This window comes from Catenibacterium sp. AM22-6LB (genome assembly GCF_003435615.1).
Taxonomy (GTDB): domain Bacteria; phylum Bacillota_I; class Bacilli_A; order Erysipelotrichales; family Coprobacillaceae; genus Catenibacterium; species Catenibacterium mitsuoka_A.
The window spans coordinates 1-26,528 of record NZ_QTUM01000032.1 but is presented as its reverse complement, the minus strand read 5'-3'; the positions used below and the strand labels follow the sequence as shown (position 1 = coordinate 26,528).

Below are 26,528 nucleotides of genomic sequence, written 5' to 3'. Positions count from 1 at the left end.
CTATAAAATCAATAAATTCTAGAAAATTTAACTATTTATTGACATTTAATAGTTTGTCTCTTTGAGGACTTATTATAGTATGAAAAAAAGAAGTTGTCATGTGACAACTTCTTATTCTTCAGTCGTTTCTTCTTCAGAGTCTTTATCTACTACTGTAATACTTGAAACAGAAGCACCTTCACCTACTTTAATAAGTCTTACACCCTGTGTAGCTCTTCCAGCACTCTTTACCTGTTCCATTGGTAATCTGATAATAATACCTTCATTCGTAATGATCATTAAGTCTTCATTGCCTTCTACAGCTTTAATGCTGACTAATTCACCATTCTTCTCAGTAATATTAACAGTCTTAACACCTTTACCACCACGTTTAGATAAACGATATTCTTCTAGTGGTGACATCTTACCATAACCCTTTTCAGTAATGATTAAGATATTTTGTCCTTCAGTATTTGTAGTCACACCAATAATATGACTATCATCTACATTCATACCCTTAACACCACTTGCAGAACGTCCCATTGGTCTCACATCATTTTCATCAAAACGAATAGCCTTACCATTAGCGGCTGCAAGAAGAATTTCACTCTTACCATTAGTTAACTTAACATCAACTAATTCATCACCCTCACGTAATGTGAGTGCAAGTTTACCAGACTGTCTGATATTTTCGAATTCAGGTAATCCAGTTCTCTTTACTAAACCATCCTTAGTCACAAAGAATAAGAAATGTGATTCATCTACTTCAGAAGGTGTAATAGAGATCATAGTCTTTACCTGTTCATCCTTATCCATATTCAATAAGTTGATAATAGGAAGCCCCTTTGCCTGTCTACCAAATTCAGGAATATTATATCCCTTCATTCGATATACCTTACCAAAGTTAGTAAAAATCAATAAATCATCATGAGTAGACATATTCATTAATGAATCTACAACATCATCATTATTTGTACTCATACCCTTGATACCTTTACCACCTCTATTTTGAGCTTTATAAGTATCAATAGGCATACGTTTTACATAACCATTATTAGTTAAAGAAATAACTACATCTTCTTCAGGAATTAAATCTTCATCTTCAATATCAAATGAACCCTGAATGATTTCAGTTCTTCTCTTATCACCATACTTCGCTTTAATTTCAAGAAGTTCCTGATCAATAATCGCAATAATTCTTTCTTTATTCGCAAGAATATCTTTTAAATCTGCAATTGTTTCTAATAATGTATTTAATTCATTCTCAATCTTTTCTCTTTCTAATCCAGCTAGTCTTTGTAACTGCATTTCACGGATAGCCTTTGCCTGTCTTTCAGACATATCAAATTCATCCATTAATCTCTGCTGAATAATTTCTGTTGTACGAGAACTTCTAATTAAATTAATAATCGCATCAATCTGATCAATAGCACGCTTTAAACCATCTAAGATATGTGCACGATCTTCTGCCTTCTTTAAATCGAATAATGTTCTTCTACGAATCACATCTTCCTGATGTTCTAAGTAAACATTAATCATTTCTTTTAAAGATAGTGTCTTAGGTTCACCATTGACTAAGGCAATATTGTTGACACCAAAAGTAGTCTGTAATGCAGTTAACTTATATAACTGATTTAAAATAACTTCTGGCTGTACATCTCTTCTTAACTCAATCACAATACGAATACCTTCACGGTCAGATTCATCTCTTAATTCTGTAATACCGTCGATATTCTTTTCTTTGACATGAGCTGCAATCTTTTCAATTAAACGTGCCTTATTCACCATATATGGTAATTCAGTTACGATGATTGCTTTCTTATTACTACCGATATCTTCAATATCAGTTTTAGCTCTCATGACAATCAAACCATTCCCTGTCTCATACGCTTTCTTAATAGCGCCACGGCCTAAAATATAAGCGCCTGTAGGGAAATCAGGACCAGGGATATAATTATCCATTAACTCTGTAATTGTAATATCAGGGTTCTTAGAAACAGCAAGAATCGCATCAACCACTTCACCTAAGTTATGTGAAGGAATATTTGTTGCCATACCTACCGCAATACCAGTAGACCCATTAATCAATAAGTTAGGAATACGAGAAGGAAGCACATTAGGTTCCTTTTCTTCACCATCATAGTTAGGGACAAAATCAACAGTATCCTTGTTGATATCTCTCACCATTTCCATCGCAATCTTAGACATTCTTGATTCTGTATAACGCATTGCGGCAGCGCCATCACCATCAATAGAACCAAAGTTACCATGTCCATCTACTAACATATATCTATATGAGAAATCCTGTGCCATACGTACAAGGGCTTCATAAATAGAAATATCACCATGTGGGTGATATTTCCCCATTACTTCCCCAACAATACGGGCAGACTTCTTATAAGGCTTATCACTATAACAGCCTAATTCATTCATACCATGAATAATACGTCTCTGTACTGGCTTTAAACCATCTTTCGCATCAGGAAGAGCTCTAGCCACAATAACACTCATCGCATATTCCATGAATGATTTCTTCATTTCACCTATTAACTGTATATCTTTAATACCTCTTTGTTCCATGACTGTCTCCTTCCTTAAATATCAAGATTTTCTACATACTTCGCATTTTCTCTAATGAAATCTCTTCTAGGTTCAACACGTTCACCCATCAACATATCAAATAGCTGATCAGCCTGCATTGCATCATCTAACTGAATTCTATTTAATACACGATTTTCAGGATTCATAGTTGTTTCCCATAGCTGTTCTGGATTCATTTCACCTAACCCTTTATAACGCTGAATTGTATATTTCGCATTAGGACCAAGTTCTTCTTTTAGTTTATCTAACTCATAATCACTATATAAATAATGATCATCCTTACCATGTCTTAATAAATAAAGAGGTGGCTGAGCAGCATAAACATAACCATTCTCAATTAAAGGTTTTAAATAACGATATAAGAAAGTAAGCATTAAAATTCTAATATGACCACCATCGACATCGGCATCGGTCATAATGACAATCTTATGATAACGTAGTTTATTGATATCAAACTCATCACCAATACCAGTACCAAATGCGGTAATCATAGATCTAATTTCCGCATTACCAAGAATTCTTTCTAAACGTGCTTTTTCAACATTCAAGATCTTACCTCTTAAAGGAAGAATAGCCTGAATCTTTCTATCTCTACCAGATTTCGCACTACCTCCGGCAGAGTCCCCTTCGACGATGAAAATTTCACATTCACTTGGATCCTTAGAAGAACAGTCTGCAAGCTTACCAGGAAGATTAGAGACGTCTAGTGCTGTCTTTCTTCTAGTCATTTCTCTTGCACGCTTCGCTGCCATTCTTGCCTTAGAAGCCAATGTGACTTTATCCATGATAATCTTCGCAGTATCAGGATTTTCTAATAAGAACTTATCCAATGCATTCGCAAGGATAGTAGATACAATCTTTCTTACTTCCGCATTACCTAATTTAGTCTTTGTCTGTCCTTCATACTGAGGATCAGGGTGCTTAACTGATACAATCGCAGTTAAACCTTCACGACAGTCATCACCACTTAAAGAGTCATCTTTATCCTTTAAGAAGTTGTGACTTTTTGCATAGTTATTAATAACACGTGTTAAAGCTAAACGGAAACCTTCTTCATGTGTTCCACCTTCGTGTGTATTGATATTATTACAGAATGAATAGATATTTGGCTGATAACCATCATTGTACTGCATAGCTATTTCCACGGAAATATCATTCATTGTATCTTCACAATCAATAATACGATCATGTAATGGTGTCTTATTCTTATTTAAGAAAGCGACATACTCTCTTAAACCACCTTCATAATGATACTCATCTACTTTTGCAGGATCTAATCTTTCATCCTCTAATACAAGCTTTAAGCCTTTATTTAAGAAAGCAAGTTCTCTTAATCTCTGACTTAATACACCATAATCATAAACTGTTGTTTCAGTGAAGATTTCAGGATCAGCCTTAAATATTACAGTTGTTCCTGTTTCTTCCTGATCACAATCTCCTACAACCTTTAAAGAACCAACAGGTGTTCCACCATTTTCAAAACGTTGATAGTAAATATGTCCTTCACGGTGAACATAAACTTCTAGCCATTCACTCAAGGCATTTACAACAGAGGCACCTACACCATGTAGACCACCAGAGACCTTATAGCCTCCTCCACCGAATTTACCACCGGCATGTAATACAGTAAAAATAGTTTCAATTGTATTCTTACCTGTCTTCACATTCATACCAGTAGGCATACCACGACCATTATCAATGACTTTTACAACATCACCTGGTAATAATACAACTCTGATCTTATTACAGAAGCCTGCGAGTGCTTCATCGATAGAGTTATCCACTATTTCCCATACAAGATGGTGTAAACCTCTTGCAGACGTTGTCCCGATATACATACCAGGTCTCTTTCTAACGGCTTCTAGCCCTTCTAAGACTTGAATATCGGATTCATCATAATGTTCTACTTTTTCTTCCATTTACTTATCCTCCTTCAACGTTCCTTTCTCTATTCTTAAAACCAAAGCATCATCTAGTGAATGATGATAACCTAAATCAAAATGCGTTGTTGTAATAAATGTCTGTACCTTATGATCAATCAGATTCAAAAGTTTCATCTTTCTCTCTTCATCTAACTCACTCAATACATCATCTAACAACAAGACAGGATACTCACCTATCTGCATCTTTACTATTTCTACTAACGCAATCTTTATCGATAAGATGATAGATCTCTGCTGCCCCTGGGATGCAAACATACCAGCATCATTCTCATCTAAAAAGATTTTTAAATCATCCTTATGAATACCATCTACAGTATTCCCTTGGAATATATCTCGCTTATAATTCTTTTTATATTTATCAAGAATACCCTCTTTTGAAATATCCTTGAACTGCGTATGATATCTCAAAACAAGCTTTTCTTTACCAGAAATATAAGCATACATCTGCCCACTGATCTCATTCAACAACTCTATGAACTTCATACGTCTTTGAATCAAATCTTCTTCTAATTCTGCCATCTCCTCACTCAGTACTTCTAGATACATATCCGGTTCTTTATGTCCATCATGAAGCATCTTTAAGTACTTATTTCTTTCCTTCATCAATTTATTATATTTATTCAAGTTAAACATATAAATTGGTGAAATCTTAGAAATCTCAGTATCTATCAAAGTTCGTCTCATCTTAGGAGATCCTTTAATCAACTGGAGATCCTGAGGAGTAAATAAGATCACATTAAAATAACCCAGATAATCACTTGTCTTACTCACAGCCTTATCATTAATAAAAGCCTTCTTGCCTTCTTTAGACACGACAACCTTTAAATCGTACGGACGTGTACCATTTACAACATGACCTGACACACGTGTATAAGACTGATCGAACATGATCAATTCATCAAGCATACGGGACTTGAAGCTTCTTGTAGTAGACAAGAGATAAATCGCTTCAAGTATATTCGTTTTACCCTGTGCATTATCCCCAATGATAATATTAACCAGTGGATGAAAATGAAAGGTTTGCTTTTCATAATTACGAAATTGAATCAGATTAAGCGTTTTGATTTCCATGGATTACATACTGGCGACGATCTACTTCAAACACATCACCATCTCTTAGTTTCTTACCACGTCTACGGTCTACTTCTCCATTTACAAGAACATGACCTTCCTGAATCATAATCTTTGCTTCAATGCCACTTTGTGCTTCTCCACATAATTTCATAGCCTGACCTAAAGTAATATATTCAGTATGTATTAAGACTTCTTTCATTTCATCACACATCCTTTGCGCTAATTTTGCTTTCTACATTATAGCACAAAAACATAAAAAAAAGAAGTTTATAGCCCCCTTTTTTCAAGGGAGAGATAAACTTCATTTTCCTACAAATTTCAATTACAAGCCAAATTTTACCCAAATAAGAGAATAGACCCTTTATTTTACCTAGTAAGTTCTTACTGGAAGAACAACCTGGATGTTATCATTTACATCTAATCCAGTAATCTGGAAAGGTCTCATCTTTTCAGTAAAGCGTAGCTGAATAGTTTCTGTACCAATAGAACGGATCGCATCAGCTAAATACTTTGCACTAAATGAAATAGTCATTGGTTCACCTTTATAGAATGCTTTTGTTAGGTTTTCTTCTACTGAACCGATTTCCTGTGAATAAGAAGAAAGAACATTCTCATCAGGAGACATTGTTAGTTTTACAATATTACTCTGTTCATCAGATAGTAAAGAAGCACGGCTGATAGCACCAAGTAATGCTGAACTATTGATAGACATAGTATAAGAACCCTGATCTTCTACTAAACGTGATGTATTAGGATAAGTACCATCAATTAAACGAGTTAATACAAGATACTGACCAATCACAAATAATACTTTACGATCAGATACATAAAGATCAATCATTTCATCTTTTTCAATAATGTGAATAATCTGATTTAAAGACTTCTTAGGAATAACAATATTAAACTGAATATCATCTTCAATTGGCATGCTTACCTGAGCTAAACGATAACTATCAGTCGCAATACATACAAGCTTATGCTGATCTACTTTGAAATTCACACCAGTAAGTACGGGTCTAGTTTCTTGTTCACTTGTAGCAAATAAAGTCTTTTCAATAATCTTTTTGAAATCATAAGACTTCATAGAAAAGTGTTTACCATTCTTATTTAAATCAATACGTGGGAAGTCAAAAGACTTAGAACCATTTAAATCAAATAAAGAACTTTCTGAAGTAATACGAGTTAAAGTACCATCTACTACCTGGATATGAACTGTATCGCCATCAATCTTACGAATAATTTCTAAGATATACTTAGAAGATAAAACAACAGATCCAGTCTGGTTAATAATAATACCTTCATTAATTGTAGTTTGAATACTGATATCACTATCAGATGCAGTCAATACTAAACCATCTTCTAATAAGTCAAACTTAATACCTGTTAAGATAGGTAAAGGACTCTTTAAGGAAACAGCTCTAGAAACCTTAGTAAGTGCATCTAATAAGACAAGTCTATTAATATTAAAATCCATTTTTTTCTCCTTTATTTATTTTATTAATTAAAGAATAATTATAATAATACTGTGCATAATGTGCATAAGTTGCGTTTTTATTGAGTATTTCAAAAGAATTCTCATTTTTGATGGTGCACAAGTTGTGCATACGTGTGCTTAACTTAAGCGTTCCATTAAATCATTGATCGCTGTTTTATAGTTAGGATCCTGTTTCATCTTCTTCTTAACTTTAGAACAAGCTTTCATGATTGTGGAATGATCTCTTCCTCCAAATTCCTGTCCAATCTGGATATAGGAAATATCAGGAACGAGCTCTCTAACAAGATACATCGCAATATGTCTTGCCGTAATAATATTGTTTGTACGTGATTTACTCGTTAACTGAGTCACTGATAGATTGTAGTAAGAAGCAACTGTTTCCTTAATTGTGTCAGGAGTCGCTTCTTTTTTAGTAATTGTAGTTGTGTTATCAGGATTATCAAATGCTTCTAAAGCAAAATCTAAGCTGATATGATCAAGATTTTGTCCACATACTACTTTATAGAATAGAAGTGTTGTAATAGCGCCTTCTAAGTCTCTAACATCCTTATTGAAATGAGAGGCAATAAAATCTAATACTTCTTCATCAATAGGATAATCAATCATACGTGATTCAATCTTTTTCTTTAAGATAGCTTTAGCTGTTTCAAATTCAGGATTATCAATAGTTACTGTTAACCCCTGTCTAAAACGAGAAACAAGGCGGTTTTCCATCCCTTTTAGCTCTACAGGAGGTTTATCACTCGTAATAACAATCTGTTTTCCTGAATGTTGTAAAGTATTGAAGATATTGAAGAACATCTCCATACTTCCCTCTTTATTCGCAATAAACTGGATATCATCAATCAATAATATATCCACACTACGATAACGACGATTAAAAGACGCAATCGTATTATTGCCAATAGCTTCTACATAATCATTCACAAATGCTTCTGCATTTGTATAAAGAATACGTTTACCTGGAAATTTAGTTTTCACATAGTTACCAATCGCATTCAACAAATGTGTCTTTCCAAGTCCGGAATTACTATGAAGGAATAAAGGATTATATGTACCAGGTTTTAATGCGACAGCAAGTGCTGCATTTTGAGCAATTCTATTACAATTACCCACAACAAAGTTATCAAAAGTAAGATCTGCACTTAAATGATCATCAAAATCTTCTACTTCTTCCTTAACTTCTACTACAGGAGCCTTTGCCTTATTCATGTTGTCATATTCCTGGTTTGACATTACCTTTATAGTGGCTTTAATACCTGACACTTCATAGAAGAATTCTGCAAGCTGTTCACTTGCATCCTCAATAAAGGTCTTATTAAAAACCGATTCTATAGTAATAATTAATTCATTGTTCTGCAGTTCTTTAGCCTCTGTCTGGGTGAATATTGAGTCGAATACAATCTTATCGTCACTGTTTTCTCCATAGCGATTGAGGGTTTCTGTCCAGAACTGCTTTAAGTTGTCCATATATTCACCTTCCTTTGCACCCCTCATTATAAAAGAAAATGTGACTAATGACTAGTGAATATTGATTATTCACAGCATGGATGTGCACAAAAAATAGTGAATAAGTAGTTATTCATAGGTTATTCAGATAATTTTTCACGAGATATTCACATTTTTAATGTGAACTTAACACGATTTTTTGAATTCTTCACACTTATTCACAAATATTGAGAATATTTAAAAATTATCTTTGCACGAGTAAAATTGTGAATATATGTGCAGTATTTCCTCTATTCACCACTTATTCATAATATTGTGCACATAAAAAAATATGTTATATAGAAGAAAAATGAACGTTTTACACAATATGTGAATGAATGAATTCCAATGGGGAATGAAGTGTGGAAAATAGCTGTGAAGAAGCAAAAACTGTTGAATATAAGCCAAAATTTCTTATAAATAATATTGACTTGAAATAGTATTTCCCATATAATGACACTGCATATGTTATGTAGTATAAAAAAAGTAGCTACATATTGGAGGTGTAAAAAGAATGAAAAGAACATATCAGCCAAATAAAAGAAAAAGAGCTAAGACTCATGGCTTCAGAGCTAGAATGGCAACTGTAGGTGGACGTAAAGTTATCGCTAGACGTCGTAAAAAAGGAAGAAAAGTATTATCTGCCTAAAAAAAATCCACTTTAATGTGGTTTTTTTTCTAAAAGAAATATGAAAAAAGAGTTACGTGTAAAGAAAAGTACTGAATTTGAAACCATTATAAAGAAAAGAAAAAGCGTAGCGAATAGAGAGTTTGTATTATATTGGAATCCTAATGATCTAGAGCATATGCGTATTGGTTTATCAGTCGGTAAGAAAATAGGGAATGCCGTTGCCAGAAACAAGACTAAGAGACAAGTGAGAATGATGGTTCATGAATTGTTCACAAAAGAAGACCATAATGATTACATTCTGATTGTTAGAAAACCCTATTCTCAGAATGATTTTGAACAGAACAAGAAATCTCTTCAAAATCTATATTTAAAAATGAAAAAAAGAATGGAGAAGTAAAAATGGTATTAGATCCTCGTACAAAGAAGTACTTAAAGATCTTTGCGGTGATTGCTTTAGTGTTCATTTTTACAGGGTGTACAAGTAATGTTGACAAGAACGGTCATTTATTAGCAAGCCGTGCTATCACTGAATCAACACCATGGTCACTAAAAGCAGGATTTTTTGATTTTATTCTTACAATTCCTATCGCAAAGGGAATCCTATTAATCACTTCATGGACAGGTAATGTCTTATGGGGTGTCATCTTAATGACTATTCTTATCAACTTGATTATCTTACCAGTTATGATCAAGTCTACTATTTCTACACAGAAGATGCAGATGCTTCAGCCAGAAATGGAAAGAATCCAGAACAAGTATCGTGGTAAGAATGATCAGACTAGTCAGATGCGTATGCAGAATGAAATTATGAACTTATATAAGAAAAATAACGTTTCTATGTTTGGTTCATTATGGACTTTCTTAACATTACCTATCATGTTCGCAATGTATGGTGCTGTTCAGAGAATCCAGATCTTGTATACATCACAGGCATTTGGTATGAATTTAGGTTTAACACCTTTATCTCAGATTACTAGTGGTAAATTCATTTATATTGCTGTTATTTTAGTTATGGCTTTATCTCAGTTCTTCGCTATTGAAATCAACAACTTAATGTTGAAGAGAAACAAGAAGTATAAACCTTCTGCTCAGCAGAACCAGATGAAGACTATGAATATCGTAATGACATTAATGATCATCTACTTTGGTTTAATCATGCCAACAGCTATGTCATTCTATTGGATTACAACTAACTTAATTACTGTAGTTAGAACAGTATTTATTCAGATTCAGTATATTGAAAAGCAAGAAAATCAGAAAGACACTAATGTAATTAGGTAATCATTATGAATACTTATGAAGCTAAAACAGAAGAAGAAGCATTAAATCGTGCTTGTCAGGATTTAGGTATTACACCAGAAGAATTCCATTATGAAGTTGTTGAAGTTCATAAGGGATTATTCAGTAAGAAAGTTGTTATTGCTGGATGGTGTGAATCTATGGTTGAAGAATATGTAGGTCAGTTCGTAGAAAGAACATTAAGTTCTTTAGGTTTCGAAACACAGACTACTGTCTTCAAACAGGATGATCGTATCTACTGTAATGTAGAAACAAGTAATAACTCAGTTGTGATTGGTAAGAATGGTGTTATTTTAAGAGCATTAAACTTCATTACTAAGAGTGCTGTGAATACTCAGTTCAAACAGCGTATTGAAATCTCTGTAGATATCAATGGTTATAAGGAACAGAGATACCAGAAGGTTGCTGCAATGGCTAAACGTTTTGGTAAGAAAGTACAACATTCTAAGATCAATATGAAGTTAGATCCTCTACCAGCTGATGAAAGAAAAGTCATTCATCAGGTGATTGCGGAAATGCCACATCTTGCAACACAGTCACACGGTGAAGGTAAAAACCGTTACTTAGAAATTTATTATGTTGATTAAAGAAGGCTCTGCCTTCTTTTTTTTTCATTCTTTTGATAGAATGGATAGGAAGGGAGATGCGCATGAAAAAATTGAATTTATTAGAAGGACGTATTGTCCCTCTTCTTATAAAATTAACACTACCTATTATTGGTACATCATTTCTAGAAATGGCTTATGCACTGATTGATATGCTTTGGATTGGAAAGCTTGGTGCTTCCTCTATTGCAGCAGTTGGTGTAGCAGGTATGTTTAGCTGGTTATCGCAGGGACTCGCAATGATTGCGACACAGGGTGGACAAGTTAAAACAGGACATTCATTAGGAGCAGGTAAACAAGAAGCAGCTACAGATTATGCTTCATCTGCGATTCAGTTAGGGATTATATTCGCACTATTGTTCTCTTTCTGTACTGTTGTATTCTCAGGCTTTTTTATTGGTTTATTTGGTTTATCATCACAAGGTACTATTCATCAAGCTATTAACTATTTACGTATTACATGTGGTTTGATCATTTTTAACTTCTTAAATATTATTATGACTGGTATTCTAAATGCCTCAGGTGATAGTCAGACACCATTTCAGTGTAATAGTGTTGGTTTGTTGTTAAATATTATCCTAGACCCATTCTTTATCTTTGTATGTGATCTAGGTGTTGTAGGTGCAGCACTTGCGACAGTATTAGCTCAAGTTTCTGTATTCCTATTATTTATGAGACATAACTTTAAGAAGAATACATTACTTAAACATATTTCATTGAAGAAGGTTTATTCAAAGTTTTATTATAAGAATATACTTAGAATTGGTTTTCCATTAGGATTACAGAGCATGTTATTTTCTGTATGTTCAATGGTAGTGGCTGCTTTTGTAGCTGAGTTTGGAGATGCAGCTGTTGCAGCACAGAAGGTAGGTACACAAGTAGAAAATATTTCTTGGTGTATGGCAACTGGATTCCAGACATCTATTAATGCGTTTATTAGTCAGAACTATGGAGCTGGTAAGTATGATCGTGTAGAAAAAGGATATCGTACAATGCTGGTATTCTCTATACTATGGGGTATTGTATGTACAAGCTTGATGGTCTTCTTCCCTCATGTGATTTATGGCTTCTTTACTGATGATTTAATGGTAACTCAAATTGGAGAAAACTATCTACGTATTGTAGGTCTATCTGAAACATTTATGATTCTAGAATTAATGATTTCTGGAGCCTTTAGTGGATTAGGAGAAACAATTCCTCCTTCTATCACCAGCATTATATTCACTTTAGGACGTATTCCAGCTATTTTATTAATATTAAATACATTCCATTTGAATGGTATCTGGTGGGTTATTTCTTTCTCAGGTATTATTAAAGGTCTGGTTAATTTTATTTGGTTCTATAAGTATAAGAAAAGAACACTTAAGGAGGTATGACGATGAATGATGATATTATTTGTGCTATTGCGACATCTCGATTAGAAGCCGCTATTTCTATTATTCGTATATCGGGTAAAGGATGTATTGATTTTGTTCAAAGCTTCTTTACAGGTAATCTAAATAAGAAGTCTCAGACTATTTCTTATGGCTATATTGTAGATGGTGAAGAGAAAGTAGATGAAGTACTTATTTCTATCTATCGTGGACAACATACATTTACTGGTGAAGAAATGGTAGAAATTAACTGTCATGGTGGTGTCTTTATTACGAATAAAGTTCTTTCTTTATGTTTAAAGAAAGGGGCTAGAATGGCCGAGCATGGAGAATTCTCTAAGCGTGCATTCTTAAATGGACGTATTGATTTATCCCAGGCAGAAGCGATTAGTGATTTAATTACAGCTAATAATGATCAGGCAGCTAAACTAGCATTAAAAGGAATACAGGGGAATATCACAAACTTCATTAAAGACTTAAAAGAAGACCTGATTAAGATTATTACTCAGATTGAAGTAAACATTGATTATCCAGAATATGAAGATATAGAAGAATTGACAGCTGAAAAGCTGTTACCTGGTTCTGTATCTTTAAGAAAGAAGATGGATGATATTCTTGATCGTTCTAAAAATATGCATTTAATAAAGGATGGTATTTCTACTGTCATTGTAGGTAAACCTAATGTAGGTAAGTCTAGTTTATTGAATGCATTATTAGAAGAAGATAAAGCCATCGTAACCGATATTGCAGGAACGACTAGAGATGTAGTAGAAGGTTCTATTCGTTTAAATGATATTGTATTGAATATGATTGATACAGCAGGTATTAGAGAAACAGAAGATAAGATTGAACATATGGGTGTTAAGAAGTCTTTATCTTTGATTGATCAGGCTGATTTAGTACTGGTTGTATTAGATGGTTCTAGACCAATAGAGGCAGAAGATAAGGAACTATTAGAACGTACTGAAGGATTAAATAGAATTGTATTAATCAATAAGTCTGATAAGGGCTGTGTGATTGATACAGAAGGTATTCATATTAGTGCTAAAGAGAATCATATAGATGAACTCATTCAACATATTAAAGATGAGTTTGACTTTAGTGCTATTACTAATTCTCAGGCACAGGTACTTGCGAATCAAAGACAGGTACAGTTACTAGAGAAAGCTTCACAGTCATTAAATGTTGCGATTCAGGCAATGGAGGATGGTATTCCTACAGACTTGATTGTGACTGATTTATATGATAGCTGGGAGAACTTAAAAGAGATTTTAGGTGAACAGGCTAAAGAAGATTTACTTGATGAATTGTTTAAGAGATTTTGTATAGGGAAATAGAAAATCCTCTAGGTATGTCCTAGAGGATTTTTCTATTGAAAATAAAAGGAAGGTTTTCTCCCTTCCATACTTTAACGCCCTACACTTGTGGCGGTAGGAGCCGTACTGATAAGGTATTTCTACCTTCGAATAAATTATATGAAATTATGAATTTTTGTCAAGAATTCAGCTGTTTTTATTAAAGGTTTATTAAAGCAGATGAATGGAATGAGTATAATTAGATTGTCTCATAGGTCTATGGTAAGTACAAATGAAGCAAGTTTTTTTTCCTCCTTTAATTTAACGTTTAACCTTCCAATAACCCTTTTTCCTTGAACCAACTCTTTCTAAAAGTCCTTTTTTCTTTAACATAACAATATTTCTTGTAATTGTTCTATTACTAATACCTGACAATATTACTGTTAATTGTTTAATTGTAATGTCTGGTTTATTTTTCATTATTTCTAGTATTTTTATTTCTTCCATAGTTATTTCTATCTCATCTTTCACATCACTTTGATGATTTATTATGTTATCAGTACCATCTTGAGTATTTATTTTGTGATTGGTGGCATCTTGATCATTTATTATGTCACCGGCATCTTTTTGAATATTTATTGTGTCATTTATTATGTCATCAGCACCTTTTTGAACATTTAATGTGTCATTTATTATGTCATCAGCGCCTTTTTGAACATTTATTGTGTCATTTATTATGTCATCAGCGCCTTTTTGAACATTTATTGTGTCATCAGTCCTATTTTGGTCATTTAAACTGTCTTCCTTTTTATCACTATAATTAAGATTTGGCATAATAACAGTAAATTGATACCTATCAGACCTAAAATATGGTTTCTTGTCTTCTTTATAATTAATTTGAAATGCATAGTTATCTATTATTTTCGCAAATCCACTTCCTTTTCGTTCCATATAACCTAATCTATTAAATATATCTGCAAGTACTGGATTTCTCCTAGTAGAAGGTACTGTCAAAGGATCTCTATCTTGAATAATAGAACCATCTGGCATACCACCTGGAGAATATATTTCCATACGATCATCATATATATCAATATGCACTTCACTGCCATAAATAAGATAATCTCTATGTGCTATTGCATTTACTAATGCTTCATGATAACTACGTTCTACATAATCTGGCATTTCTTCTCTGGAATTAGCTGTTTTCCTCCACATCATTTTCGCATTTCTTTTTATGAAAGCTTCACCATTTTCTATTAAAGAAATAACACTACCTTCATATTCTGCTTCATCTAGTGCATCTAAAACACCACTACTTTTATTTAAACCATTCCATCTTGTACAAAATAATCTTGAATGATGTACAGGGCTATCATCTACAATTAAAGAACCAGCTATAGTAAGATAACCTTCCTCATCAGCCAATCCAAATGATATTAAGTTCTTTTCGTCAAAACTATAACCTGTCCACTTCTTATATCTTTCTCTTAGTTTTGAAAAAGAATAATCTCTTATTTTATACATAGATTTGTGTGAATCATATGATTTATTACGGCCTCGTAATACTAATCTTTGAAGTTCCGTAGGAGAGGCTTTAACACTCTCATTTCCAATTCGTATATAAGCTTCTAAAGATCCATCATTATAATAGTAATAAGGCGTTTCATCACCTTTAAATACCTCTAAAATAATTAGAATATTATCTTCTACTTTACGAAAAGACATTTTAAATTCAGGAATTGGATTTAACTTAGTTTTGATTATTTCACTAATTTTTTCTGCATCTTTAACTGGATTATCTAATCCTATGATTTCATTTTCATCAGATACTCCAAAGATTAAAGCGCCACCTAATGTGTTCGCAAAAGCACTAATACTCTTACACCAGCTTTTTGGTTTTCTCAACTCAACCTTTAATTTCTTGTCATATTCTGTTGTTTCACCTACTAGATCATTTATTCTCATTCAAAGTACCTGCCTTAATTTTCTGTTCACTAATATATACTCAAGATATTAAGAATTTTCTTTAAATAAACTAAAGATAAACGCAAAGTTTAAGAAAAATGTTGCTACTAGATCATCAAACTAAGCTTAACATCAGATTTCTTAGCTTACAAGCATGTAGGTTATGCTTTATTTTAGTGAAGATAGAGATGTAATGTTAATGCTGGTGGATCATTTACCGCAGAAGAATCGGATAATGTGCATTATACTAATTTGGTGCATAACCACTCTACTCTTATGATTGCAGAAGACAAAGATTCTTATAAAGTTGAAAAGGATAGTGAATAATATGGCAGGTATTGTTTTAGACTTACAAAAAGAAATTCTTCCACCAAATTGTGATATTGTTAATGTATTACGAAATGCGCATTTGATTGCTGTAAAATTAAAACTATCTGATTTTGATCAATGGATTCAATATAAATTGAATGGATATCCTAATAAAGAATCATGTCCAGAATATAGGAAGGATTCATATTCTTCCATACTTTAACGCCCTACACTTATGTCGGTAGGAGCCGTACTGATAAGGTGTATCTACCTTCGAACAAATCAAATAAAAGTATGAATTTTTGTCTAGAATTCAGCTATTTTTCGAAAGTATTTCTTATGGGGATGCTGATTTCCAAAGAACCTAAAATTGAATTTTGAAACCAACTTGCATATTAAAATACTAGATGCTATAATTTGATTGCAAATTGGAATGCAATTAACATCAAAACGAAAAGGTAAGGAATGGTACTCCTTACCTTTTATAGTTCTTTAGAGTGTACTTATCACTAGGCTGGTTATCGTTTAAATTTTTTGTCCAACCATTTGTAGATGTAATAAACTAAAACACTTGCCACGACAGATACTACTAAATTTAAAATACGTTTCATCGTGTGAAAAAGAGGATTTACATAAAAAGAAAGGAGATAGCTTTCGCTATCTCCTAGGTCCATCTACTATTGATATGGTTCCCTTTAATGTTATCTTAATGCTGTACCGAAATGTAATGCTATATAAGCCAATTCATCTTCATTAAATGATTTATGATAATGTTCCTTTACAACATCATTTAAAATCATTGCACATTTATATTCTGTTTCATTTTCAGTTTTAATCTTGTCAGCTAATACATTATCTTGTAGCTGTTCATCATTCTTTAAACGCTGAATTGCAGGATAGAAATGCATTGATAATCCCTGATAGAAATCATCATTCTTCTTTAAATTTAATCCTAAACGGTTATTGATTTCCTGTACGGCTTCTAAAGTAATGCTTTCAGTTTCCTGATCAATAATATCGCATTCACTAAAGAAGTCTAAATCTAATAATGTCATGTTTGATAAATACATCGCACAATAACAAATATCGTCTTCAGAAATTTTTACATCATATTTCTTAGATAAATCATAGATGATTAACTGTGAAATCTGATAAGTGTTGGCTTGTTTTAATTGTTCAATCTGAGATGAACTCATTTCGATATAAGATCCAGATAATTCTCTTGTAATTGATAAAGCAAGATGAATAGATAAGTTTTCAATAACTGTATCTGAGATATCCATTTTTGCTTCAGTCACATACTTCTTGATTGTCGCAAAGATTTCTGCTTTGCGTAATTTAAATTTTTCTTCTAATTCCATGACCATTTTTTTCACTACCTCTTTGTGCCCTTATCATATAGGAAAGAAAGCGGTTTGTCTATCTTTATTTTTAGATTTGTACACCAAAAGAGGTTAATTTCCGCGAATTTATGAATCCGTTTACATGCTTTGTACAAAAAGGTGTATTTCTTGTAAAACTATTTTCTCATGGTGAGATAAATAGTGTCATATTCACATTGTGTACCTAGTCTAAAAGGGAATCCCCATGAACCATAACCACCAGATACAAGAAGATAATGGTTCTTATAATGGGATAAACCATATGAATTCTGATAGTAATAATGAAGAATAATATTACCTGGGAAAATCTGACCATTATGTGTATGACCAGATAATTGAAGATCGGTGAAATATGTATGCTGATCAAATCTTTCAGGATTATGGTCTAGTGTAATAGTAGGTAAAGAAGTATTCATACCTTTAATGACTTGATTGATATCATAGTGATCTCGAGATGTCTTATCTGTAAAGCCGACAATATTAAAAGTATTGTCTACAGTTTCATAGGTGTTCTTTAGAAAGTGTATGTTGTATTTTTCAAAGACATTAAAGTCTGTATGTTTACCATAATATTCATGATTACCAGATATCCAGTATGTTCCATAAGTACTCTTCATATTCTTGAATTTTTGTAAAGAACGATTCATTAATGCATCGGGTGTATTTTCATCAAATACATCTCCTGCAAAACATACAAGATCATAATGCTTATTATTCACTGTTTTTACAAGTTTTCTTACCTGTCTCATATAAGTACCAGAACTAAGATGTAGATCACTGACTAAACAGATTTTTAATTGTGATACAGAAGATGTCTTAGGAACAGTGACATGGTAGATGACTTCTTTCTTATTATAATGAGAATGGAAACCAGAGATTGTAAGAGTAATCGCAATCATAGTCGCTACGATATTCCCAAAACGATATGGTCTTCGTTTCACAAATTTAAAAGAGAAACGATACAGATAAACACATATAAAAAGAATATAAATATACATAGTGAGAAATTGACACACTAGTATGAACATGGTAAAGATATGATTATATGGTTTAAAGTTAAATTTAAGTAATATACCGATTGTAGAAAGAATAGCCATGACAACCACAAATGTTTTAAAAATCAGGTGTTCATGTTTTAATAGCCATATAAAATACAATGTTGGTATAAGAATGAATATGATATATAATGCGATGTTTAGGATTTTAACCATTATGAAAAACCTCCTACATATATTGTATATCTTTTTTTGAGGAATAGTTATGAATATTTACCCTTTCGCTTTTGATGAAATATTTGATATAGATTTGACAGGTAAGTTTGTGGTCACTGGTTTATTTACTTCTATGAGAAGAAGTGATGTAGTTCACTATATTTATAGTCATGGAGGTACTGTATTAAGTGCCCCTACACGTGCTACTGATTATTTAATTGTCGGTGGAGAAAAAAGTAAAACATGGAAGTATGGTCAGTATGGCACTAAGATTAGAAAAGGTTTAGACTTAAGAGAGAAGGATGAAAAGATTTTGATTATCTCAGAAGAAGACTTCATGAGATGCATAGGAGGATAGAAAGATGTCTATTGATGTATGTATTAAACAGAAGGGTTTATTTAAAAAAACTATTCCATTAGATGTCATAGTCGGTGATGAATTAGCTTTTGGAATCAATGATGGTATGAGAATGGTGGGTGATGACCAGGAAGGTAATATGATCTTCTATAATCCAAATTCTATCGGAAGAGGTTTCCATATTTCATGGGATGAAGAAGAAAAGAATGAATTAAACCTACGCTTACTCAATCCTACTACTACAGATGAAATGCGTTCTTTCTTTAACTGCTTAAGAAGAATTACTGACTATTGGAAATGCAGCGTTACTATTGATGGTATAGAAGAAGATATAGATGAGTACTTATCACAGGAAGATGATCTTCTTGCTTTCAATCATCGTATTATTAAAGAAGTATCAGAAAAGATTGTGAATGGTGAAACAGATTCACTTACTTTAATGAGTACTATGTGGCCATTAGTGATTGGTAAGGATGAAGCAGAACAGTTTATTCTTAATCCACATCTATTCTCTTCATGGATGCATGAACTTCAAAGTCATGACTATTATTATGCAAAACCACAATTCTTTAAGACAGATCAGGGTATTAAAGGCATCTATGCATTAACTGAAGACTGCCCTACTTTACTCCCTAATAAACCATGGGTACCTGTAGGGTATCAGAATCCTGAAACAGGTGAGAAGCTAGAATGTGATTATTATGAAATAGCTCTTTATTCTACAACAGAAGAAAGATCATTGGGTACGATTCCTTTTGAACGTATATTTACATTAGGACCAGATTACATCAACTATTATGATGGTAATACTGTACTCGTGAATAATCTCCCATTAGAGGTCATGAAAAGACTAGAACACAGTCTGGATTAGAAACATATAAGTTATTGTACCTAGAAGAATAGAAAGTAAAGTACTATGTTTCCATTTATCTAAAAACAGGCAGATGTGAATGGTGCATTAAATATCATGCGTAAAAGTAGCGTTGTGGATGTAAACATCCTATACAGTAGAGGCGAAGTGGACACGCCTATAAGAATAAGGATTGCCTAGCAATAGGTGGAGACTTAAATATCAATCTTCTTAAACGGATGCGTAAGCATCCTAGAAGCCTTGACTTCAAATACGGAGTATTAAGTCGAGGTAGTTCACGATGTCAATGATATAATAGTAACAGGAGGTGTTGTTATGAGATTAGACACAGTACATCATATTGCGATCATTACAAAAGATTATGATCAAACAATTGACTTTTATGTCAATAAGCTTGGATTTAATATTATTAGAGAAAATAAGAGAGAGGATAAACAGGATATCAAGTTAGATCTTCAACTTGGAGATATGGAGTTAGAAATATTTATTAAACCAGATGCCCCACTACATCCTTTCCCTGAAACAGCAGGACTTAGACATCTGGCTTTCAAGGTAGAAGATGTAGAAGAAACAGTCAAAGAATTAAATGCATTAGGTATTGAAACAGAACCAATCCGTTTCGACACATTTACAGGCAAGAAAATGACATTTTTTAAAGATCCTGATCAATTGCCTTTAGAAATCCATGAATAAGAGAGAAGAATTATTACAAGATTACATTCGTTTATCAAGAATCTCATTTCATAATAATGTAGCCTTTGCGCATACGAAATATGAAGTAGATTGGAAAAAGACAGCTTTCACAATGTGGTTAGGTCATATAGTAAGCAAGAAAACAGAATTCTATGTATTAAGCTTTGAACGTGAGGGAATTACCTTTATGCAATATGATAATCTGAAGTTTCTAGATGGTGTTTACTTCTTTGATTATCGTTTTGTGACAGATTTTAAAGTGAAAAAGAAAGGGGCTGAATCAGAGATGCGCTTCATGTACCAAGGACAGGAAGTTGTATTAATGCTTCAGCGATATGCAATAGATAGTCCCTGGATCAAAGAATATATGCACTATTTAGAAGAAAATCACTTTTTTTATGATTGATAATATGTTATTATGTTGGCAAATAGAGGTGCATGCGTTAAGAATTCGTTATTAATGGATACAGCCAGATAATGAAGGGGGAGCAAATGCCGAAGAGACAGGGAACTGTATATGAACTGTTATCTGGGGGATAAGAGAAGATCTTATTCACTGTCACAAAATATTTGTGGTGCGCTATTGAATATAATGAAGACTACTAATTATATTGCAATGGCCCCATTGCAATATTTTTTTATTAAAAAATGGAGATGATGAAGATGAACAGTGTGATTACAAGATTAGAGATTGAAGAAGACATTATTCAAGTGAAGTTAATGAATGTTGAAAAGAATCCTCTTTTTGTGGCTGATGTGTTTGAAACAATTAGTCGTGAAGGTGTGAACATCGATATGATCTCATCAGTCATGCTAGAAGATGAAATGCGTATTGATTTCACATGTGATGCAAAAGCACAGAGTGCTTTAAACAAGGCTATTGAAGAAGTTAAAAAGAATCACCCCCGTATTGGTGTATTTGCATCTAAGAATGTAGGTAAGCTTGTTGTAGAAGGTCATATGGAAAATGAAGTCGGTTTTGCAAGTAAGTTATTCAAAGTTCTAGGTGATAACCAGATCCCATTTGCTCAAGTGACAACAAGTGAAGTATCTATTTCATATGTTATAGAAAAGAAATATTTAAAGAAAGCATTAGAAAAGATTCAGGAGGAATTAGCATAAAATGGAACCAATTTTTGAAGGTACAGGTGTTGCATTGGTATTACCAATGTTTGAAGATGGAAGTATTGATTACGAAGGTTATAAGAGACAGGTACAGAGAATGATTGATGGTGGTGTAAAAGCATTACTTGTCAACGGAACTACTGGTGAACCTGCAACTATTGATATTGAAGATGAATTTGAACTCACTAAGATTACAGTAGAAATGGCTAAGGGTACAGGTGTAAAGGTTATTGTAGGTGCAGGTTCTAACTATACTGCACAAGCTATTAGAAAGGCTAAGTTTAATGCTGAAGCAGGTGCTGACGCAAACTTAGTTGTAACACCTTACTACAATAAGACTTCTCAGAGAGGTTTAATTGAACATTATAAGGCTGTTGCTGCTGCAAGTGATTTACCACTTATTATGTATAATGTACCAGGTAGAACTGGTATGAAGATCAGTGTAGATACAGTAGTAGAACTTGCAAAGGTTCCTAATATTGTTGCTATGAAAGATGCAACAGATGATATTGCATATGCAATGGAAGTATTAACACGTACTAAGGATATGGACTTTGATTTATATTCTGGATGTGATGATAATATTCTTCCATTTATCGCAGCAGGAGGTAAAGGTGTTATTTCAGTATTATCTAACCTTTATCCAAGAGAAACAGAAATGTTTGCCCAGGCTGCATTAAAGGGTGATCTAGAACTTGCTAGAAAGATGGCTTATGATTTAAATGATGTTTCTAAATATTTATTTATTGATGTTAACCCAATCATGCCTAAGGCTGCTTTAAAGCATATGGGTGTTATTGAAAGTGATATGCTTCGTCAGCCTCTTATTCCAACCACAGAAGAAAATAAGAAGTTATTATTTGATGCAATGAAAGAATTCGAAAGCAAGGGTTATTAAGATGAAAGTATTAGTATATGGTTATGGTTTAATGGGTAAGAAAGTAGCCCATGCAGTAATGAATGATTCAGATTTAGAATTAGCTGCTGTTGTATCTCCAGTGTTTGATGTACAGCCAGAAGTACCTGCATATAAGTCATTAGATGAAGTACAGGATGATATTGATGCCATTATTGATTTCTCTCATCCTGCCAATCTAGATAGTATTCTATCTTATGCATTAAAGAATAAGTGTAAAGTTGTATTCGCTACTACTGGCTTTAGTGCAGAAGACTTAAAGAAGATTGAAGAAGCATCTCATGAGATTGCCCTCTTCCAGTCTTATAACACTTCTTATGGTGTGGCTATGATGAATAAGATGGTGAGTGAATTTGCGAAAGAATTCTTTGAACATCATTTTGATATTGAAATCATGGAAAAACATCATAATCAGAAGATTGATTCACCATCAGGTACTGCAGTGATGTTATATGATGGTATTAATAATGCTTTAGATGATTCATTAGAACCTACTTATGATCGTCATTCTATTCATCGTAAGAGAGAAAGAAATGAAGTAGGTATTTCATCTATAAGAGGTGGGACAATCTTTGGTGAACATACAGTAATGTTTGCAGGACAGGATGAAATCGTAGAAGTAAAGCATACAGCTCTTTCTAAAGAAGTATTTGCGAATGGTGCTGTTGCTGCATTAAAGGCATTAATGAATAAAGACAAAGGTTTATTTGATTTAAAAACATTATATTAAGGGGAATGGTATGGTATTACAGACACAGTTTGCTGATATAAAAGGCAATGATTTATATATAGACGGTATTAAAGCATCTGATCTCGCAAAGCAGTATGGCACACCACTTTATGTTATGAGTGAAGGTCATATTAGACATCAGATGAATGAATTAAAGACAAAGTTCATGGATAAGTATGAAAAGGCACTTCCATTATTTGCTTCTAAGTCTTTTAGCTGTCTTGCTATCTATAAGCTTGCAAATGAATATGGTATTGGAATTGACTGCGTATCTGCAGGAGAAATCAGTATCGCATTACGTGCTGGATTTGATCCAGATAAGATCTACTTCCATGGAAACAATAAGCTTCCTTCAGAAATTGAATATGCATTAAGCCATGATGTGACTCATTTCGTAGTAGATAACTTTTATGAAATTGAAAACTGTGAAAAGATTGCAGGGAAGCTAGGTAAGAAAGTAAAGGCAACTTTAAGAATTGTCCCTGGTATTAAAGCTGGTGGTCATAACTATATTATGACTGGTCATAAGGATACTAAGTTTGGCTTTAGTTCTCATTATGGTATCTATTTAAAAGCTATTCAGCAAATCTTAGAGTCTGATAATATCGAATATGAAGGAATTCATTGTCATATCGGTTCTCAGGTATTTGATTTATTCGCTTATGTGAATGCAATGCTTCAATTCATGAAGTTTGTGAATGAAATCTATAATACATTTGGTGTTGTAACAAGTAAGATTAATGCCGGTGGTGGTTATGGTATTGCTTATACTAAACAGGATGAACCACTTGATTTTGAATCTATTACATCAGAAATCATGAAAGTTATTTATAATGAATATGATAGTCATGGTTGGGAACGTCCAGCTGTTATGATTGAACCAGGACGTTATGTTGTAGGTAATGCAGGTATTACTCTTTATACAGTAGGATGTATTAAAGAAATCCCTGATGTACGTACTTATGTCTCTATTGATGGTGGTATGTCTGATAATATCCGTACACCTTTATATGATGCGAAATATGATGGTATTGTTGCAAATAAAGCAGGAGAAACAAAGACTAAGACTGTAACAGTTGTAGGTAAGATCTGTGAAAGTGCTGATATGATTACTAAGGATCTACCAGTTACAGCTAATATTATGCCAGGAGATATTTTTGCAGTATTCTCTACAGGTGCATATAACTACTCTATGTCTTCTAACTACAACCAGTTACCTAAACCAGCTGTAGTATTCACTTATGAAGGTGAATCAAGAATCGTTGTAAGAAGACAGACATTTGATGATTTAGTTTTATTTGATGAAGAATAGTGATGAGGAGATAGCTGATGCTATCCCCTTTTTTTTACATATAAATATATATAATATAATTACTGAAAGTTTGAAGAAAGTACCATTTTGGGCTAAAAAAAGATTGAAGAAAGTCACATTTTTTGCAAATAAAAGATTGAAGAAAGTACCATTTTGACAGATAATAAGATTGAAGAAAGTTATATATATTTAAAAAAGTGAGGAGGTATTCTATGTTTTTTAAGAGAAAAGCGTATGATAAGCTACTTGAATGGAAGCATAATTATTCAGATCGATATGCAGTTCTATTAGAGGGAGCAAGACGTGTCGGTAAGTCAACTATTGCGGAAAATTTTGCGAAGAATGAGTACAAGTCATATATTTTGATAGACTTTTCAAAGACAACAAATAATATTCTTGAATGTTTTGATGATATAGGTAATCTAAATATATTTTTTCTAAGATTGCAGGCTGAAACAGGAATAACATTATATGAACATGAGTCTCTTATTATTTTTGATGAAGTACAGTTATTTCCTAAAGCAAGACAAGCAATTAAACATCTTGTTGCAGATGGTAGATATAGTTATCTAGAAACAGGATCTTTGATATCAATTAAGAAGAATGTAAAGGATATTCTTATTCCTTCTGAGGAGATGAAGATTCAGATTTACCCAATGGACTATGAAGAGTTCTGTACTGCCACAGGTAGTAATTATGGATTGTTGAAAGATATATATAATATGGGTAAGGCCATTGGTCAGGCTACAAATCGTAAGTTAATGAGAGATTTGAGAATATATATGGCTGTTGGAGGAATGCCACAAGCTGTAGAAGCCTATGTAAATGGTAAAAACTTTTCAGAAATAGATATGGTCAAAAGACAGATTATTAATCTGTATGAAGAAGATTTTAAGAAGATTGATGCTTCTGGTAGATTATCAGCTATGTATCATTCAATTCCTGCTCAGCTCGCAAAAGATACAAAAAAATATCGCATAACAACTGCGATAGGTAAGAAGAATAATGTAAGAAGTGAAGAATTATTATATGAGTTGATTGATTCAAAGACAGTGCTACCATGTTTTAATACAACTGACCCTAAAGTGAGTTTGGCAGATACAAAAGATTTTGATAGTTATAAGCTCTATATTGCGGATACTGGTTTGTTTGTCACACTTATGTTTATTGATCGCCCAGCAACAGAAAACGAAATATATGCAAAACTATTATCTGATAAGTTGCCTATTAATCTTGGTTATTTGTATGAAAATCTAATGGCTCAGATGATTGCTGCATCAGGAAGAGAATTGTATTATCATACTTGGAATAAAAAAGGAAGTTCGCATTATTATGAGGTTGATTTTCTAATATCAGATGGAAGTAAAATCAAAGTATTTGAGGTGAAATCTTCAGGTATTGGAAAACATGAATCAATCAATGAGTTCTGTAAGAAGTATTCCAATATTGTGAATAAGTCATATTTGATTTCACAAAAAGATATAGGCAAAGAGAATAGTCTATTGTTTAGACCGTTTTATCTTGTACCTTTTGTAGTATAGAACTAAAAAGTGATATCACATCACTGAAGAGAAGTTATTCATTATGACTTGAGACATTCATAAGGTAAGCTCGTGAATAACGATTAATAGTTATGACTATTAATGTGTTGTTCTTCTCTTCATTAAATAAACATACAGACTAGAGGTTACTTATATTTAACTTCTAGTCTTTTATTTTGTAGGTATACATTATAATAGACTTAAGAAAGCATATTATGAGTGTCGTTATGTTGCTATTGATGAATAAGATAACCTAAAGCAATATTATCTTGAACCGCCCCTGTCAAGTAGACAGGTGAAAAAATTAAAAACATGTACCAATGCCTGCC

Annotated in this window: 25 protein-coding genes and 1 riboswitch; of the genes, 16 read left to right on the top strand and 9 right to left on the bottom strand. The window is 32.9% G+C overall.

What is annotated here, in order from left to right; genetic code table 11:
* Positions 1 to 111: 111 nt before the first annotated feature.
* The 6 genes from gyrA to dnaA form a co-directional block, all read right to left on the bottom strand.
* Positions 112 to 2,559 carry a DNA gyrase subunit A gene (gene gyrA / locus DW269_RS08010; protein WP_117459285.1) on the bottom strand — a complete coding sequence of 816 codons (2,448 nt, stop codon included), beginning with the start codon at positions 2,557 to 2,559 and terminating at the stop codon, positions 112 to 114.
* Positions 2,560 to 2,573: 14 nt separating this feature from the next.
* On the bottom strand, positions 2,574 to 4,499 hold the full coding sequence (gyrB, locus tag DW269_RS08005) for a DNA topoisomerase (ATP-hydrolyzing) subunit B (protein ID WP_117459284.1): 1,926 nt from the start codon (positions 4,497 to 4,499) through the stop codon (positions 2,574 to 2,576).
* Positions 4,500 to 5,594: a DNA replication/repair protein RecF gene (recF, locus tag DW269_RS08000; RefSeq protein WP_022424782.1), complete on the bottom strand. Its 1,095-nt coding sequence runs from the start codon at positions 5,592 to 5,594 to the stop codon at positions 4,500 to 4,502. It abuts the gene before it with no gap.
* Entirely contained in the window at positions 5,575 to 5,796 is a 222-nt protein-coding gene (locus DW269_RS07995) for an RNA-binding S4 domain-containing protein (RefSeq protein ID WP_022424781.1), read from the bottom strand. The genes recF and DW269_RS07995 overlap by 20 nt, the downstream gene beginning before the upstream one ends.
* A gap of 171 nt (positions 5,797 to 5,967) precedes the next feature.
* A complete protein-coding gene (dnaN, locus tag DW269_RS07990; protein ID WP_117459283.1) occupies positions 5,968 to 7,071 on the bottom strand; it encodes a DNA polymerase III subunit beta in 1,104 nt (367 codons plus the stop codon).
* 138 nt (positions 7,072 to 7,209) lie between these two features.
* Entirely contained in the window at positions 7,210 to 8,562 is a 1,353-nt protein-coding gene (dnaA, locus tag DW269_RS07985) for a chromosomal replication initiator protein DnaA (protein WP_117459282.1), read from the bottom strand.
* Positions 8,563 to 9,094: 532 nt separating this feature from the next.
* On the opposite strand from dnaA, the gene rpmH reads away from it, so the two are divergent.
* From rpmH to mnmE, 6 genes are all read left to right on the top strand, one after another.
* Positions 9,095 to 9,229, top strand: coding sequence for a 50S ribosomal protein L34 (gene rpmH, locus DW269_RS07980; protein WP_006504672.1), 135 nt, complete (start codon positions 9,095 to 9,097; stop codon positions 9,227 to 9,229).
* Between the two features lie 40 nt (positions 9,230 to 9,269).
* On the top strand, positions 9,270 to 9,608 hold the full coding sequence (rnpA, locus tag DW269_RS07975; RefSeq protein ID WP_006504671.1) for a ribonuclease P protein component: 339 nt from the start codon (positions 9,270 to 9,272) through the stop codon (positions 9,606 to 9,608).
* Positions 9,609 to 9,610: 2 nt separating this feature from the next.
* On the top strand, positions 9,611 to 10,492 hold the full coding sequence (locus DW269_RS07970; RefSeq protein ID WP_117459281.1) for a YidC/Oxa1 family membrane protein insertase: 882 nt from the start codon (positions 9,611 to 9,613) through the stop codon (positions 10,490 to 10,492).
* A 5-nt stretch (positions 10,493 to 10,497) separates the two neighbouring features.
* Positions 10,498 to 11,097: a R3H domain-containing nucleic acid-binding protein gene (locus DW269_RS07965; protein WP_055232937.1), complete on the top strand. Its 600-nt coding sequence runs from the start codon at positions 10,498 to 10,500 to the stop codon at positions 11,095 to 11,097.
* 62 nt (positions 11,098 to 11,159) lie between these two features.
* On the top strand, positions 11,160 to 12,491 hold the full coding sequence (locus tag DW269_RS07960) for an MATE family efflux transporter (protein WP_117459279.1): 1,332 nt from the start codon (positions 11,160 to 11,162) through the stop codon (positions 12,489 to 12,491).
* 2 nt (positions 12,492 to 12,493) lie between these two features.
* Complete coding sequence (gene mnmE / locus DW269_RS07955) at positions 12,494 to 13,825, top strand: tRNA uridine-5-carboxymethylaminomethyl(34) synthesis GTPase MnmE (RefSeq protein ID WP_022424775.1); 1,332 nt, start codon at positions 12,494 to 12,496, stop codon at positions 13,823 to 13,825.
* 279 nt (positions 13,826 to 14,104) lie between these two features.
* On the opposite strand, the gene DW269_RS07950 is transcribed toward mnmE, so the two are convergent.
* Entirely contained in the window at positions 14,105 to 15,751 is a 1,647-nt protein-coding gene (locus tag DW269_RS07950; RefSeq protein WP_117459278.1) for an ATP-binding protein, read from the bottom strand.
* A gap of 328 nt (positions 15,752 to 16,079) precedes the next feature.
* On the opposite strand from DW269_RS07950, the gene DW269_RS07945 reads away from it, so the two are divergent.
* Positions 16,080 to 16,283, top strand: a complete 204-nt coding sequence (locus DW269_RS07945) for a hypothetical protein (RefSeq protein ID WP_158546340.1) — start codon at positions 16,080 to 16,082, stop codon at positions 16,281 to 16,283.
* A gap of 478 nt (positions 16,284 to 16,761) precedes the next feature.
* On the opposite strand, the gene DW269_RS07940 is transcribed toward DW269_RS07945, so the two are convergent.
* Positions 16,762 to 17,427 (bottom strand): transcription antiterminator, encoded by a 666-nt coding sequence (locus DW269_RS07940; protein WP_117459277.1) that lies wholly within the window; start codon positions 17,425 to 17,427, stop codon positions 16,762 to 16,764.
* Between the two features lie 152 nt (positions 17,428 to 17,579).
* Entirely contained in the window at positions 17,580 to 18,653 is a 1,074-nt protein-coding gene (locus DW269_RS07935; protein WP_117459276.1) for a metallophosphoesterase, read from the bottom strand.
* A gap of 49 nt (positions 18,654 to 18,702) precedes the next feature.
* Between DW269_RS07935 and DW269_RS07930 the strand changes: the two genes are divergently transcribed.
* The 9 genes from DW269_RS07930 (at position 18,703) to DW269_RS07880 (ending at position 26,199) form a co-directional block, all read left to right on the top strand.
* Positions 18,703 to 19,011, top strand: a complete 309-nt coding sequence (locus tag DW269_RS07930; protein WP_117459275.1) for a BRCT domain-containing protein — start codon at positions 18,703 to 18,705, stop codon at positions 19,009 to 19,011.
* Positions 19,012 to 19,015: 4 nt separating this feature from the next.
* Positions 19,016 to 19,882, top strand: a complete 867-nt coding sequence (locus DW269_RS07925) for a DUF4299 family protein (protein WP_117459274.1) — start codon at positions 19,016 to 19,018, stop codon at positions 19,880 to 19,882.
* Positions 19,883 to 20,197: 315 nt separating this feature from the next.
* Complete coding sequence (locus DW269_RS07910; protein WP_117459273.1) at positions 20,198 to 20,575, top strand: VOC family protein; 378 nt, start codon at positions 20,198 to 20,200, stop codon at positions 20,573 to 20,575.
* The gene (locus DW269_RS07905; protein WP_117459272.1) at positions 20,568 to 20,981 is read left to right on the top strand and encodes a hypothetical protein; all 414 of its coding nucleotides are present in this window, start codon (positions 20,568 to 20,570) and stop codon (positions 20,979 to 20,981) included. Before DW269_RS07910 ends, DW269_RS07905 begins: the two co-directional genes overlap by 8 nt.
* A gap of 15 nt (positions 20,982 to 20,996) precedes the next feature.
* Positions 20,997 to 21,166: riboswitch (Lysine riboswitch) on the top strand.
* A gap of 72 nt (positions 21,167 to 21,238) precedes the next feature.
* Positions 21,239 to 21,697: an ACT domain-containing protein gene (locus DW269_RS07900; RefSeq protein ID WP_022424590.1), complete on the top strand. Its 459-nt coding sequence runs from the start codon at positions 21,239 to 21,241 to the stop codon at positions 21,695 to 21,697.
* 1 nt (position 21,698) lies between these two features.
* The gene (gene dapA, locus DW269_RS07895) at positions 21,699 to 22,598 is read left to right on the top strand and encodes a 4-hydroxy-tetrahydrodipicolinate synthase (RefSeq protein ID WP_006504655.1); all 900 of its coding nucleotides are present in this window, start codon (positions 21,699 to 21,701) and stop codon (positions 22,596 to 22,598) included.
* Position 22,599: 1 nt separating this feature from the next.
* The gene (gene dapB, locus DW269_RS07890; protein ID WP_117459271.1) at positions 22,600 to 23,346 is read left to right on the top strand and encodes a 4-hydroxy-tetrahydrodipicolinate reductase; all 747 of its coding nucleotides are present in this window, start codon (positions 22,600 to 22,602) and stop codon (positions 23,344 to 23,346) included.
* Positions 23,347 to 23,356: 10 nt separating this feature from the next.
* The gene (gene lysA / locus DW269_RS07885) at positions 23,357 to 24,658 is read left to right on the top strand and encodes a diaminopimelate decarboxylase (protein WP_117459270.1); all 1,302 of its coding nucleotides are present in this window, start codon (positions 23,357 to 23,359) and stop codon (positions 24,656 to 24,658) included.
* Positions 24,659 to 24,870: 212 nt separating this feature from the next.
* Entirely contained in the window at positions 24,871 to 26,199 is a 1,329-nt protein-coding gene (locus tag DW269_RS07880) for an ATP-binding protein (RefSeq protein ID WP_117459269.1), read from the top strand.
* Positions 26,200 to 26,528 lie beyond the last annotated feature (329 nt).